General features: G+C 63.3%; 11 protein-coding genes. 7 read left to right on the top strand and 4 right to left on the bottom strand.

Features of this window, described 5'->3' with window-relative positions:
* Positions 1-662: 662 nt before the first annotated feature.
* The 3 genes from H162_RS0118685 to H162_RS0118675 all read right to left on the bottom strand — a co-directional run bounded on the left by H162_RS0118685 (position 663) and on the right by H162_RS0118675 (position 5,660).
* Positions 663-2,186: a SpoVR family protein gene (locus H162_RS0118685; protein WP_020655018.1), complete on the bottom strand. Its 1,524-nt coding sequence runs from the start codon at positions 2,184-2,186 to the stop codon at positions 663-665.
* 36 nt (positions 2,187-2,222) lie between these two features.
* A complete protein-coding gene (locus H162_RS0118680; RefSeq protein ID WP_020655017.1) occupies positions 2,223-3,494 on the bottom strand; it encodes a YeaH/YhbH family protein in 1,272 nt (423 codons plus the stop codon).
* Between the two features lie 243 nt (positions 3,495-3,737).
* A complete protein-coding gene (locus tag H162_RS0118675; protein WP_020655016.1) occupies positions 3,738-5,660 on the bottom strand; it encodes a PrkA family serine protein kinase in 1,923 nt (640 codons plus the stop codon).
* Positions 5,661-6,226: 566 nt separating this feature from the next.
* Between H162_RS0118675 and H162_RS0118670 the strand changes: the two genes are divergently transcribed.
* The 7 genes from H162_RS0118670 (at position 6,227) to H162_RS0118640 (ending at position 13,704) form a co-directional block, all read left to right on the top strand.
* On the top strand, positions 6,227-7,234 hold the full coding sequence (locus H162_RS0118670) for an adenosine deaminase (RefSeq protein ID WP_020655015.1): 1,008 nt from the start codon (positions 6,227-6,229) through the stop codon (positions 7,232-7,234).
* Between the two features lie 9 nt (positions 7,235-7,243).
* Positions 7,244-9,775 carry an ABC transporter permease gene (locus tag H162_RS0118665; protein WP_026354815.1) on the top strand — a complete coding sequence of 844 codons (2,532 nt, stop codon included), beginning with the start codon at positions 7,244-7,246 and terminating at the stop codon, positions 9,773-9,775.
* A 66-nt stretch (positions 9,776-9,841) separates the two neighbouring features.
* Positions 9,842-10,237, top strand: a complete 396-nt coding sequence (locus H162_RS0118660; RefSeq protein ID WP_020655013.1) for a group II truncated hemoglobin — start codon at positions 9,842-9,844, stop codon at positions 10,235-10,237.
* Between the two features lie 5 nt (positions 10,238-10,242).
* Positions 10,243-11,556, top strand: coding sequence for a DNA recombination protein RmuC (locus tag H162_RS0118655; RefSeq protein WP_020655012.1), 1,314 nt, complete (start codon positions 10,243-10,245; stop codon positions 11,554-11,556).
* A 445-nt stretch (positions 11,557-12,001) separates the two neighbouring features.
* On the top strand, positions 12,002-12,139 hold the full coding sequence (locus H162_RS34155; protein WP_156885693.1) for a hypothetical protein: 138 nt from the start codon (positions 12,002-12,004) through the stop codon (positions 12,137-12,139).
* Complete coding sequence (locus H162_RS32765) at positions 12,136-12,591, top strand: hypothetical protein (protein WP_156885692.1); 456 nt, start codon at positions 12,136-12,138, stop codon at positions 12,589-12,591. The genes H162_RS34155 and H162_RS32765 overlap by 4 nt, the downstream gene beginning before the upstream one ends.
* A 465-nt stretch (positions 12,592-13,056) precedes the next feature.
* On the top strand, positions 13,057-13,704 hold the full coding sequence (locus tag H162_RS0118640) for a hypothetical protein (protein ID WP_020655010.1): 648 nt from the start codon (positions 13,057-13,059) through the stop codon (positions 13,702-13,704).
* Positions 13,705-13,800: 96 nt separating this feature from the next.
* Here H162_RS0118640 and H162_RS0118635 read toward each other — a convergent pair.
* The coding region (locus H162_RS0118635; protein ID WP_156885691.1) for a transposase at positions 13,801-14,057 on the bottom strand (257 nt) is incomplete at its 5' end.

Genomic DNA, 14,057 nt, shown 5'->3' with positions numbered 1-14,057 from the left:
CAAACCCACTAAACACGACAAAAACCTGGAGCCGCATCCGGGACATTCGAGGAATTATACCTACGAATTCTTTTTTGCACATACATTTTTACGGCCTCTAAAGTGGCCCTAACTACTTGTAAATGCAGACAAAGAAGCTCTTCTTTACCACCCAGGACGCAGGTGTCGTGTGGTCGAGAAAGCAATGGTTATCTGTAATTTTATGTATATTTTCTCCTCATGGTGTGGAACATCAGGTTGCACCAATGTTTTGCCAAATTTTGAACGTAAAAAAATCGAGTTGGCAAATTTCGTATGATGTGATTTCAATCTTTCCACAAACTATAGCCAACTCCACGTGCACACTCGGGACCACTAAATTGCGATGCGGACGGCAGGCGAGCGCCGCCAAGGTATAAGTAAAGGTGATGCCCGTTATACGGTTCGGCATCAGTAATAGTAAGTATAACCCTAATCGTCGGCTTGACAGACACAAAATGTGCGCGGCAACAGCAATTTTTGTTCTCTCTTCAGGCAGTCATCGTGCTGAGCCTGTTTATGCAGCTAAAATGAGAGCGCTAACAAAGATAGCAGAAGTATATTTTAAAATCTGCAACAAACAAAGCGCGGAATAGATGGGGAAGTAAAGGGATGCCGGCGGCAGGGCGCCGCCGGCGGAAGGGTCAGCGGCCGCGCTTTTCGCGGCGGCACTCGAGGAAGCTGACGACGTGGCCGCTGGGGTCGACCGTTTCGAGGCGGACATCGAAGCCCCACAGGCGCGCCACATGCTTGAGCACCTCCTGGGCCTGCTGGTTCAGCGGACGCCGGTTGAACTGGGTATGGCGCAGGGTCAGCGCCCGGTCGTCGCGTGTATTGACCTGCCAGACCTGGATGTTCGGCTCGCGGCTGCCCAGGTTGTACTGCTCGGCCAGCTTCTGGCGCACGTAGCGGTAGCCCTGGTCGTCGTGGATGGCCGAGATCGTCAGCTTGTCGCTGCGGTCGTCGTCGAGCACGGCGAAGAAATGGAAGTCGCGGATCAGCTTGGGCGACAGGTACTGGGCGATGAAGCTCTCGTCCTTGAAATTGCGCATCGCGAAGTCCAGGGTCTTGAGCCAGTCGCTGCCGGCAATGTCGGGGAACCAGGCGCGGTCTTCCTCGGTCGGGTCTTCGCAGATGCGCCGGATGTCGGTCATCATCGCAAAGCCGAGCGCATACGGGTTGATCCCGCTGTAGTAGGGGCTGGTGGCCGCTGGCTGATACACGACATTGGTGTGGCTTTGCAGGAATTCGAGCATGAAACCGTCGCCGACGATTCCCTCTTTATATAGATCCTGCAAGATCGTGTAGTGCCAGAAGGTGGCCCAGCCCTCGTTCATGACCTGGGTCTGGCGCTGCGGATAGAAGTACTGCGAGATCTTGCGCGTGATCCGGACCAGTTCGCGCTGCCAGGGTTCGAGCAGGGGGGCGTACTTCTCGATGAAGTAGAGCAGGTTCTCCTCGGGTTCGGGCGGGAAGCGGTGGGTCGGGGCGTTGGCGACCTGTTCCTCATGGCGCGGCAGGGTGCGCCACAAGGCATTCACCTGCGACTGCGCGTATTCCGCGCGTTCCTTCTGGCGCGCCGTTTCCTGGGCCACCGACAGCTTGGCCGGGCGCTTGTAGCGGTCCACGCCATAGTTTTGCAGCGCATGGCAGGAGTCGAGCAATTCCTCGACCGCGTCGATCCCGTAGCGCTGTTCGCATTCGGCGATGTAGTTCTTGGCAAACACCATGTAGTCGACGATGGCGTCGGCATCGGTCCAGGTGCGGAACAGGTAATTGCCTTTGAAGAAGGAATTGTGGCCGTAGGCGGCGTGCGCGATCACCAGCGCCTGCATCGTCAGGCTGTTCTCCTCCATCAGGTAGGCGATGCAGGGATTCGAGTTGATGACGATCTCGTACGCCAGGCCCATCTGGCCGCGGCGGTAGCTCTTCTCGGTGGTCAGGAAATGCTTGCCGAACGACCAGTGGTTGTACGACACCGGCATGCCCACCGAGGTATAGGCATCCATCATCTGCTCGGCGGTGATGATCTCGAGCTGGTTCGGGTAGGTGTCCAGCCCGTAGCGCTTGGCCACCCGTTTGATTTCCTCATGCGCCTGCTCGATCAGGTCGAAGGTCCACTCCGACTGTTCGGGCAGGGCGCGCGGATTGTTCGGATCTCTTGGCATGCGTGCCTCACTGTAGCCTGATTTCCCCATGGCCGCTCACTTCGCCTGTTTCTTGAACAGCTCCCGGAATACCGGGTAGATGTCGGCCGGGGTGACGATTTTCTGCATCGCGAAGTTGCGGTGGTGGGCCGCGACGTCGCAGTACTGCTCCCACAGGTTCTGGGGCGGGCCGTCGGTGATCTCGACATAGGTGTAATACTGGACCCGCGGCATGATCCCGCTGTTGAGCAGCTGCTTGCACAGTACCGAATCGTTGTCCCAGTTGTCGCCGTCCGAGGCCTGGGCCACGTAGGCGTTCCAGTCGGCGCTGCCGTAGCGTTCGGCAAGGATCTTCTGCAGCAGGTTCAGCGCCGACGACACCACCGTGCCGCCCGACTCGCGCGAATGGAAGAACTCGTTCTCGTCGACCTCGGCCGCCGCCGTGTGGTGGCGGATGAAGACGACTTCGATCTTTTCGTAAACACGCTTGAGGAACAGGTAGAGCAGGATGAAGAAGCGCTTGGCCGTGTCCTTGCGGGTTTCGTCCATCGAGCCCGACACGTCCATGATGCAGAACATCACGGCCTGGGTGCTGGGCTTGGGCACCTTGATGCGGTTCGAGTAGCGCAGGTCGAACGGATCGATGAAGGGGATCGCGTTGAGCCGGATGTGCAGGTGGTGGATCAGGTCCTTCAGCTCGACCACGCGCTCCTCGTCGGCGGGCGCGCCCGCGTCGAGCAGGAACTGGAGCTCTTCCTCGGCCTCGGCCAGCTGGCGCCGCGCCGGGCCGCCCACCGCGATGCGGCGCCCGAGCGCGCCGCGCAGCGAGCGCAGCACGTGGATGTTCGAGGGCGTGCCGGACACGTTGTAGCCGGCGCGCTGGTTCTTGTACTCGACGGTCTGGGTCAGCTGCGTCTTGACCATGTTCGGCAGCTCCAGGTCCTCGAAGAAATAATTCATGAATTCTTCGCGCGACAGTTCGAAGATGAAGTCGTCTTCGGTGGTCTGGTCGCTGTTGCCTGCCCGTCCGCGCCCGGAGCCGCCGCCGCCGCTGCGCGGACGGTTGAACTGGTCGCCTTTCTGGTATTCGGTATTGCCCGGGTTGACCGTTTCCCAGACGCCACCGTGGGCATGGCCGAAATGGGGTTCGTTCACGTCCTTGACGGGAATGGAGACCTTTTCGCCGTTCTCGATGTCGGTGATCGAGCGACCCTTGATTGCGCGGCCGACCGCGTCCTTGATCTGCGCCTTGTAACGGCGCAGGAAGCGTTCGCGGTTCACCGCGGACTTGTTCTTGCCTTGCAAGCGACGGTCGATGAGGTAAGTCAAAACAGGCCTCCTGCTGAAAATCGCGCGCTGGGCGCTCCGGCGCTCCGGCATCCGGGATGCCGGTAACACCCCTATCTTAATACGCTATGCATTTGGGCGTGCACGGGACGCGCGCCGCGGCCGGCCATGCCTGGCGCCGGCACCACGGCGGCATGGCCGCCAGGCAGGGAGCGGGGGCAGGGGACCGCCGGCGCCGCCGGACGGACGGGATCTGGCCCGCCGTATCCGGCGCCGCGCGTGTCTTTACGAGGATTTCCTCACACGCAGGTACCATTCGCACAGGAGCCGCACCTGTTTCGGCGTATAGCCTTTCTCGACCATGCGGGCCACGAAGTCGGCATGCTTGTTGGCATCCTCGGCGCTCGCTTTCGCATTGAACGAAATCACAGGCAGCAGTTCTTCTGTGTTCGAGAACATTTTCTTCTCGATCACGCTACGGAATTTCTCGTAGCTGGTCCACGCCGGATTCTTGCCGGCATTGGTGGCGCGCGCACGCAGGCTGAAGTTGACGATTTCGTTTCGGAAATCCTTCGGATTCGAGATGCCTGCCGGCTTCTCGATCTTCTCCAGTTCGGAATTCAGCGACTCGCGGTCGAAACTCTCGCCGGTATCCGGATCGCGGAATTCCTGGTCCTGGATCCAGAAGTCGGCGAAGGTAACGTAGCGGTCGAAGATGTTCTGGCCATACTCGGAATAGCTTTCCAGGTAGGCGGTCTGGATCTCCTTGCCGATGAAGTCGACGTAGCGCTGCGCCAGGTGCTCCTTGATATAGGAGAAGTAGCGCTGTTCGGTCTCGGGCGGGAACTGCTCGCGCTCGATCTGCTGTTCGAGTACGTACAGCAGGTGCACCGGGTTGGCCGCCACCTCGGTCGTGTCGAAGTTGAACACCTTCGACAGGATCTTGAACGCGAAGCGGGTCGACAGGCCGTTCATGCCCTCGTCCACGCCGGCGTAGTCGACGTATTCGTGCAGCGACTTGGCTTTCGGGTCGGTGTCCTTGAGGTTCTCGCCGTCGTACACCAGCATCTTGGAATAGATGCTGGAGTTCTCGGGATCCTTCAGGCGCGACAGGATCGCGAACTGGGCCATCATGCGCAGGGTGCCCGGGGCGCACGGCGCCTTGTCCAGCGACGAATTGCGCAGCAGCTTGTCGTAGATCTTGATCTCGTCGGTCACGCGCAGGCAGTACGGCACCTTGACGATGTAGATCCGGTCGAGGAAGGCCTCGTTGTTGCGGTTGTTGCGGAAGGTCTTCCATTCGGACTCGTTCGAGTGCGCCAGCACGATGCCCTCGAAAGGAATCGCGCCGAAGCCTTCCGTGCCCTTGTAGTTGCCCTCCTGGGTCGCGGTGAGCAGCGGGTGCAGGACCTTGATCGGGGCCTTGAACATCTCGACGAATTCCATCAGGCCCTGGTTGGCCAGGCACAGGCCGCCGGAGTAGCTGTAGGCGTCCGGGTCGTCCTGGGCGAAGTCCTCGAGCTTGCGGATGTCGACCTTGCCGACCAGCGAGGAGATGTCCTGGTTGTTCTCGTCGCCCGGCTCGGTCTTGGAGATCGCGACCTGCTTCAGGATCGACGGATAGCGCCTGACGACGCGGAACTTGTTGATGTCGCCGCCGAACTCGTGCAGGCGCTTGACCGCCCACGGACTCGGGATCGCGCGCAGGTAGCGGCGCGGGATGCCGTAGTCTTCCTCGAGGATGGTGCCGTCCTCCAGTTCGTTGAACAGGCCGAGCGGCGATTCGTTCACCGGCGAGCCCTTGATCGCATAGAAGGGCACGTGTTCCATCAGGCTCTTGAGCTTCTCGGCGATCGACGACTTGCCGCCGCCGACCGGGCCGAGCAGGTACAGGATCTGCTTGCGTTCCTCGAGCCCCTGGGCGGCGTGGCGGAAGTAGGAGACGACCTGTTCGATCACTTCCTCCATGCCGTAGAACTCGCGGAAGGCCGGATAGATCTTGATGACCTTGTTGGCGAAGATGCGCGACAGGCGCGGGTCGAGCCGGGTATCGACCAGGGTCGGCTCACCGATTGCGGCCAGCATGCGTTCGGGTGCAGTGGCGTAGGTGAGCGGATCCTTCTTGCACAGTTGCAGGAACTCCGACATGGAGTATTCCTCTTCCCGGGTGCGTTCGTAGCGGGCGGCGTAGTTCTCAAAGATGCTCATTTTAGTGTCCTCTAAGGTGCTAACAACGATCACTGTCACGGCAGCCGAGCCATCTGCGGCTGCACAGGCCCCGGTTGGTTGTGGCGTACTCCTTGTCGATCGGACGTGGGCGGCGCCGGATGGGGCGCCGTATACACGGAGCGAATTCTTCTTGTCGTCCCGGATCGTGTCCGGGCCCCTCAGCGGAGAGCGTCTTTATTTGCGTTTATGAAATTTATTATGTGCCTATTAGTGCCCGAAGTCAAAGCAGTGTCGTGTGAGTTCGCAATGCGGTTCCAAGTACTTGAATCGAATAAGGAAATTACATTTTTAAGCAGTATTTTAGCGGCGTTTTCCACGGTATGCCGGAGCGCCGCATCCGGGTATTCCTGCGTGGCCGACGCCGGCCCCGCCATGCTGGTTCCATTCCACAAATTGTGAGTCGATATTGCACTATCTGCTCAACCTGTGGCGCACGCGAATCGCAGGCGCACACCCCCCATTTTCACTCTGACGGAAGGGGTCGGCGCGCATGCGTTACACTTGTCAGCCGTGTCCTACCAAACTGACATTTGCCGGAGAAAACCATGCTCGACGATCGGCTGCGCACCCTGGTGCAGGGTATGCCCAAAGCAGAACTGCACATTCATATCGAGGGTTCGCTGGAACCCGAATTGATCTTTGTGCTCGCACAAAGAAATGGTGTCGCACTACCCTACCCATCGGTCGAGGCGTTGCGCCGGGCCTACGATTTCACCGATCTGCAGTCCTTCCTGGATATTTACTACGCGGGTGCGAGCGTGCTGCTCACCGAGCAGGACTTCTACGACATGACCGCCGCCTACCTGGCGCGCGCCCATGCCGACAACGTGCGCCATGCCGAGATCTTCTTCGATCCGCAGACCCACACCGCGCGCGGCGTGCCGTTCGAGACCGTCATCAACGGCATCTGGCGCGCCTGCCAGGAAGGCCCGCTCAGCGCCAGCCTGATCATGTGCTTCCTGCGCCACCTGTCCGAGGACGAAGCCATCGCCACCCTGGAAGAATCGCTGCCCTTCCGCGACAAGTTCATCGGCGTGGGCCTGGATTCGTCCGAGGTCGGCCATCCGCCCGAGAAATTCGCGCGCGTGTTCGAGCGCGCGCGCCAGCTCGGCCTGCACCTGGTCGCGCACGCGGGCGAGGAGGGGCCGCCGAGCTACATCGAGAGCGCGCTCGACGTCCTCAACGTGGAACGCATCGACCACGGCGTGCGCTGCCTGGAAAGCCCGGAACTGGTGGCGCGCCTGGCGCGCGAGCAGATGGCGCTGACCGTCTGCCCGCTGTCGAACATCAAGCTGCGCGTGTTCGACGTGATGGGCACGCACAACCTGCGCCGCCTGCTCGACGAAGGACTGGCCGCGACCGTCAACTCGGACGATCCGGCCTATTTCGGCGGCTACATCAACCAGAACTTCGTCGCCGCGTTCGAGGCGCTGCCGCTCGACGCGCGCCACGCGCGCCAGCTGGCGCGCAACAGCTTCGCCGCCGCCTTCGTCGAACCGGAGCGCAAGCGCGCCTGGCTGGCCGAGGTCGACGCCTACTTCGCCAACGCCTAAGGACCCGCCATGTTCGTCCAGGCTCTACGCATGACGGCGCGCGACTGGCGCGCCGGCGAGCTGCGCTTCCTGCTGGTGGCGCTGATCGTGGCGGTGTCGGCGCTGTCCTCGGTCGGCTTCTTCATCGACCGCATGCGCGCGGGCCTGAACCGCGACGCGCACCAGCTGCTCGGCGCCGACCTGCTGGTCAACGCCGACGACCCGGTGCGCGCCGACTGGCGCCTCGAAGCGCAGCGGCGCGGCCTCTTGATCGCCGACACCGTTTCTTTCCCCAGCATGGCGCAGGCGGGCGAGGGCGACGACTCGCTGGCCCAGCTGTCCTCGATCAAGGCGGTGACGCCGGGCTATCCGCTGCGCGGCCAGCTCAGCATCACCCAGGATCCCGACCAGGCGAGCGGCGCGATCGGACAAAAGACCACGGCCACGCCGGAACCCGGCACGGTCTGGGTCGACGCCAACCTGCTGCCGGCGCTGCAGACGACAGTCGGCGGCACGATCCAGCTGGGGAACAGCCGCTTCCGCATCGCCCAGCTGATCGCCACCGAACCGGACAAGGGCGCCTCGTTCGCCAACTTCGCGCCGCGCGTGATGCTGGCGCTGGACGACCTGAAGGCCACCGGCCTGGTCGACGATTTCGCGCGCGTGACCTTCCGCATGCAGGTCGCTTCGCCTTCGCGCAACGACATGGCGCCGGTACGCGACTATGAAAAATGGCTGCGCGCCCAGATCCGCGACGGCAACGTCAAGGGCGTGCGCATCGAGACGCTGGAAAACGGCCGTCCCGAGATGCAGGCCACGCTCGACCGCGCCGACCGCTTCCTGTCGCTGGTCGGCCTGCTGTCGGCGATGCTGGCGGCGGTCGCGGTGGCGATGGCGGCGCGCCGCTTCATGCAGCGCCACCTGGACGCCTGCGCCATGCTGCGCTGCCTGGGCCTGACCCAGAACCAGGTCGGCGCGCTGTACCTGACCGAATTCGCGCTGGTCGGCCTGGCCGGCAGCGTGCTGGGCGTGCTGGTCGGCTTCGGCGCCCACTTCGTGCTGGTCGAGATGATCGCCTCCCTGATCCGCACCGAGCTGCCGCCGGTCTCCATGCTGCCCGCCGTGCACGGCGTCGTCACCGGCATGCTGCTGCTGGTCGGCTTCGCGCTGCCGCCCGTGCTCCAGCTGCGCAACGTCCCGCACAACCGCGTGATCCGGCGCGAGCAGACCGCGCCGCAGCCGGCCGCGCTGGCGACCTACGGCCTGGGCGTCGGCGTGTTCCTCGCGCTGCTGCTGTGGCAGGCGGGCGACCCGACACTGGCCTTGATCACTGCTGGCGGCTTCCTGGGCGGCTTCGGCGTGTTCGCGCTGGTGGCCTGGCTCGGCCTGCTGCTGCTGCGCCGCCTGCGCGGGGCATTCAGGCACCAGTCCTGGCGCTTCGCCGTCACCTCGCTGCAGCGCCGCCCGGGCGCGACCGTGGTGCAGGTGGTGTCGCTGGCGCTGGGCCTGATGGCGCTGCTGCTGCTGACGGTGGTGCGCGGCGACCTGATGGCCGCCTGGCGCCTGGCCACGCCGGCCGACGCGCCGAACCGCTTCATCATCAACATCCTGCCCGAGCAAAAAGCAGGCGTGGAAAGCCAGCTCCTGGGCGGCGGCGTCAAGGCGCCGGTGCTGTACCCGATGATCCGCGGGCGCCTCACCGCCGTCAACGGCAAGGAGCTCACGCGCGACACCTACCAGAGCGACCAGGCGCGCCGCCTCGCGAACCGCGAATTCAACCTGTCCACCACCGCCAGCCTGCCGCAGGCGAACGAGATCGTGGCCGGCAGCTGGTACCGCGACGCCCCCGGCGTGGCCGAGGCCTCGGTGGAGAAGGGCATCGCCGACACGCTGGGACTGAAGCTGGGCGACACGATGCGCTTCGACATGGCCGGCCTGCTGGTGGAGGCGAAGATCACCAGCCTGCGCAAGCTCGAATGGGGCTCGATGCGCGCCAACTTCTTCGTCATCATCAATCCGGGCGCGATGAAGGATGCGCCGACCACCTACATGACCGCCTTCCACCTGCCGGCCGAGGGCGCGAAGCTGGCCAACAGCCTGACGCGCGCCTATCCGAACCTGACCGTGATCGACGTCTCCGGCATCATCCGCCAGCTGCAGGAAGTGCTGGACCAGGTGGTGACGGCGGTCGAATTCCTGTTCGTGTTCACCCTGGCCTCGGGCGTGCTGGTGCTGTACGCGGCGCTGATGGGATCGCAGTCGGAGCGCACCCGCGAGGCCGGCCTGCTGCGGGCGCTGGGCGCGACCAGGCAGCAGCTGGCGCAGGCGCAGCGCATCGAGTTCCTGCTGGTGGGCGGCCTGGCCGGCCTGCTGGCGGCCAGCGGCGCGGCGGCGCTGGGCTGGGGGCTGGCGACTTACCAGTTCAAGTTCCCATGGGTGTTCGAGCCCGGCGTGTGGCTGGCCGGGCTGCTGGTGGGCGCGCTGTGCGCGATCGCGGGCGGCTGGCTCGGGCTGCGCGGCGTGCTGCGCCAGCCGCCGCTGCAGACCCTGCGCGAAGCCTGACGGCAGGAGCGCAACAGTTTCAGCCGCCGCGGCCACGGCTCGCGGCGGCTGCGCTATCATGGCGGGATGTCTGAATCCGAAACCCGCACCCTCTACGAAGTCATCGGCGGCGCCGAGCCGCTGCGCGAACTGGTCGACCGCTTCTACGACCTGATGCAACTGGAGCCGGAATTCGCCGGCATCCACGCGATGCACCCCATCCCCAACGACAGCTCGCGCGACAAGCTGTTCATGTTCCTGTCCGGCTGGATGGGCGGGCCCGACCTGTTCGTCGAGCGCTACGGCCATCCGCGCCTGCGCGCGCGCCACCTGCCGTTCGCGATCGGCACCAAGGAGCGCGACCAGTGGCTGCGCGCGATGGCGTGGGCGATGGAAGACCTGGGCTGGGACGACGAGCTGCGCCTGCGGCTGATGCAGTCGTTCTACCACACCGCCGACTGGATGCGGAACAAGGCCGACTGAACCCGATGATCGATATCCTGCTCCTCGCCGGCCTGGTCCTGGTCGCCGGCCTGCAAGTGGCGGTGCTGCTGCGCGCCCGCGGCGGCGACGACAGCCGCCATTTCGAACGGGTCGAGCGCGAGCTGCGCCTGGAAATGCAGTCGAGCGCCCAGGCCACGCGCCAGGAACTGGCCGGGCACCTGGCGCAATACCACGGCGCCACCGTCCAGCAGCTCGACAGCATGCGCCAGCAGATGCAGCTGCACTCGGCCAGCGGCCGCGAAGAGCAGGCGCGCGCGCTCAAGCGCTTCGCCGACACCCTCCAGCAGACCCTGGCCAACCTCACCGAATCGAACGCCCAGCGCATGCTGGAAGTGCGCGGCACGCTCGAGACCAAGATCCGCGACCTGCAGAGCGACAACGGCAAGCGCCTGGAGGAGATGCGCCAGACGGTCGACGAAAAGCTCCATGCGACCCTCGAGACGCGCCTGACCGAATCCTTCCGCCAGGTGTCGGAGCGGCTCGAGAAGGTGCACCAGGGCCTGGGCGAGATGCAGCAGCTGGCGATCGGGGTCGGCGACCTCAAGCGAGTGCTCACCAACGTCAAGACCCGCGGCACCTGGGGCGAAGTGCAGCTCGAGATGCTGCTGGAGCAGGTGCTCACTGTCGACCAGTATGCGAAGAACGTGGAGACGGTGGCCGGCTCCAACGCGCGGGTCGAGTTCGCGATCAAGCTGCCGGGCGTGGTCGATGGCGGTCCGCCTCTGTGGCTGCCGATCGACGCCAAGTTCCCGAAGGAGCAGTACGAGCGCCTGCTGGAAGCGGCCGATTGCGCGGACGCCGAGGGCGTGGCGCGCGCCGGCGGCGAACTCGAACGCGCGGTGCGCGGCGAGGCGCGCACGATCTGCGACAAGTACGTGTCGCCGCCGCAGACCACCGACTTCGCGATCCTGTTCCTGCCGACCGAGGGCCTGTACGCGGAAGTGATGCGGCGCCCGGGCCTGGCGGACGACCTGCAGCGCAGCCTGCGGGTGACGATCGCCGGCCCCTCCACCCTGGCGGCCCTGCTCAACAGCCTGCAGATGGGCTTCCGCACCCTGGCGCTGGAGAAGCGCTCGTCCGAAGTGTGGCAGGTGCTGGGCGCGGTGAAGACCGAGTTCACCAAGTTCGGCGACGTGCTCGCCACCACCAGGGCCACCCTGGAAAAGGCCGCCCGCAACATCGAGAGCGCCGAGGTGCGCAGCCGCCAGATGGCGCGCAAGCTCAAGTCGGTCGAGGCGCTGCCGAACGAGGCGGCGCAACTGCTGCTGGGAACCGAAACGGCCGAGCAGGACGACTGAACCCGGCCGTGCAATGCGGCTCGGCTGCTGCCCGGGACGCACCCGCATCACATGGCGCAAGTCGATCCACCGTGCATGGTCCAGCCGCGCCGCCCCCAGTCTGTTCCTTTCCATCACGCCATGCCGCACATGGCCCACTGCGCCCGCAGCGCCGCGTCCGGGCGATGCGGTGCTTCAGGCCAGCGCAGACCTGAAGCACCCAGATCCCTCCTTCTCGTTCATGTCGAGGTCTTTCTAAAATTTCGGAAAGGATGGATGTTGCGTTCTCATATAGCGAAAATTTTCTATTAACTCTTCTGAATTTCTTTCATGATGAGGAATGAGTGTCATTGGAAAATTCATTCCGGCCTGGTTTGACATATCTTGTCGTCGACTCGCAGTATTACCTGCCCTTGAGGCAGTCGTATGTACATGCGGCTAACGACATGACCAAGGAGGAGATTTCATGAAGAAAGAACTTGCAATGGTACTGCTCTCGCTCGCATCCGCCGTGGCCTCGGCCGCGCCGGCCGACGCGACGGTGACGTGTTCGAATGGGACGCAAGGCTGGGCAGGCATCGGCGATGGCGTAGGCGGATCGTGATCAGCGGTACACCCGGAAAGCACGGGGCGGCCTACTACCGCTACATTCCCTTGAGCTTCGGCCTCAACTGGGTGAACCGGACCAACATGGCCTTCGTGGGCGATTACAGCAAGGTACGCTCGGCCACCATCGGCATCGACGTGAAGGCGAACTCCATCGTCTACGAGGGTCATGAAGTGGGGCGCCACATGGTGGTCGAACTGCGCGCTAACGACAATCCGCAGCCAGGCAGCGATTACACCTCGGTGTGGTACGACCTCGGCCCGATCAAGAAGGGCGGCTGGAAGAGCATGTCGGTAACGATCGCCGATACCAGGGCTAAAAGCCTGCCCGCAGTCTGGGGCGGCACCGGTGGCGGCTATCCGGCGCTGCCAGCCGGACGCACGTTCGCCGATGTTCTCGCCGGTGTCGACGAGGTGGTGTTCACGACCTTCGTGCCGGGCTCCGGCTAGGGTTGGACCACCTACGACGTGGCCGTGGATAACATTTCGGTCAAGGTGCAGGGAAGCACTGATCGAGCTGGGTGCCGCGATGGCGCAAGCGGATTGTCGCGCTTGGCCCATCCGCAGCGGCAGCACTGTCCTCCACTATCGACTATGAAAACACGCGGAAGTGGCGCACTCGTGCTGATCTGTGGCAAGGCCTGAAGTGCTGCCAACCGGGGGGAGCACCGGGCTGGTCCACCGGTCCCGATCGCTTCTGTCCGGCTTTCCACAAGAGTGAAAAGCCGAGTTATTGTGTTTCCTGCTAGCGCAATCCAGGCAAAGATTCTTTTAAAAATTTGTAATGTTGTGAAATACATATCATTACAAAATTTCACTCTCGCACATTTGACACTATTTCCAGCGGCTTGCAGTATGACTTGCCTTCCAGGCATGTACATACAACCAATGTGCTCAAATAAACAAGGAGATACCATGAAGAAAAAGCTTGCGATGCTGCTGCTGTCGATCGTGTCCGCGGTAGCCTCGGCGGCACCGGCCAGTACGACGGTGACGTTTTCGAATGGGACGCAAGGCTGGGCCGGCGTCGGCGAGGGGATAGGCGGGTCGTGGATCAGTGGTACGCCTGGCAAGCACGGCGCAGCTTATTACAGCTATATCCCCGACACCTTCGGCCTGAACTGGGTCAACAGGGACACGGCCTGGATCGGCGATTACAGCACGGTCCGCTCGGTCACGATCGGTATTGACGTGAAGGCCAATTCCATTACCTACCAGGGGCGCGAAGTGGAGCGTCACCTGGTGGTCGAACTGCGCGACTACGACAATCCCTACAACGGCATGCCTTATACCTCGGTGTGGTACAACCTCGGTCCTGTCAAGAAAGGCAACTGGAAGAGCATGTCGGTGACGATCGCCGATACCAAGGCCGCCAGCCTGCCTGCGGGTTGGGGCGGCACCGGATCCGGCGGGGTCGCGCTGCCGCCGGGACGCACCTTTGCCGACGTCCTCGCCGGTGTCGACGAGATCGCGTTTACGACCTTCGTGCCAGGCATGTTCTATGGTTGGACCACCTACGACGTCGCGGTCGATAACATCTCGATCAAGACGGCGCCGCGTTAATCGCATGAACGCGTGGGCGGGAATCAGTCCACTGGACTGATTCCCATGCCCATCCTACGACGAGTTACCGGTAGATACCGTCTTCACCGTCAAGCCCTACATCGCAAATTCTGGGTCGTAGGGCTTGCCGGAGTGGACAACGCCGAAGCACAGGTGCGCCAGTTTGCGCATTGCTGCACCGATCGCCGCCATCTTGGACTTGCCTTTGGCAAGCAGCCGGTCGTTCAGGGCTTTGATGTGTGGGTTGCAGCGCCTGGCCACAACAGCAGGCATGTACAGAAGCTTGCGCAGATGCGCCGGGCCCGCCTTGGACATGCGAGGACGCCCACGTACCGAGGAACCGGACTCCCACT

The organism is Massilia niastensis DSM 21313 (assembly GCF_000382345.1).
GTDB classification, from domain to species: domain Bacteria; phylum Pseudomonadota; class Gammaproteobacteria; order Burkholderiales; family Burkholderiaceae_D; genus Telluria; species Telluria niastensis.
Note: the sequence above shows the minus strand (reverse complement) of the source record. Positions and strands in the feature narration are given on the sequence as shown.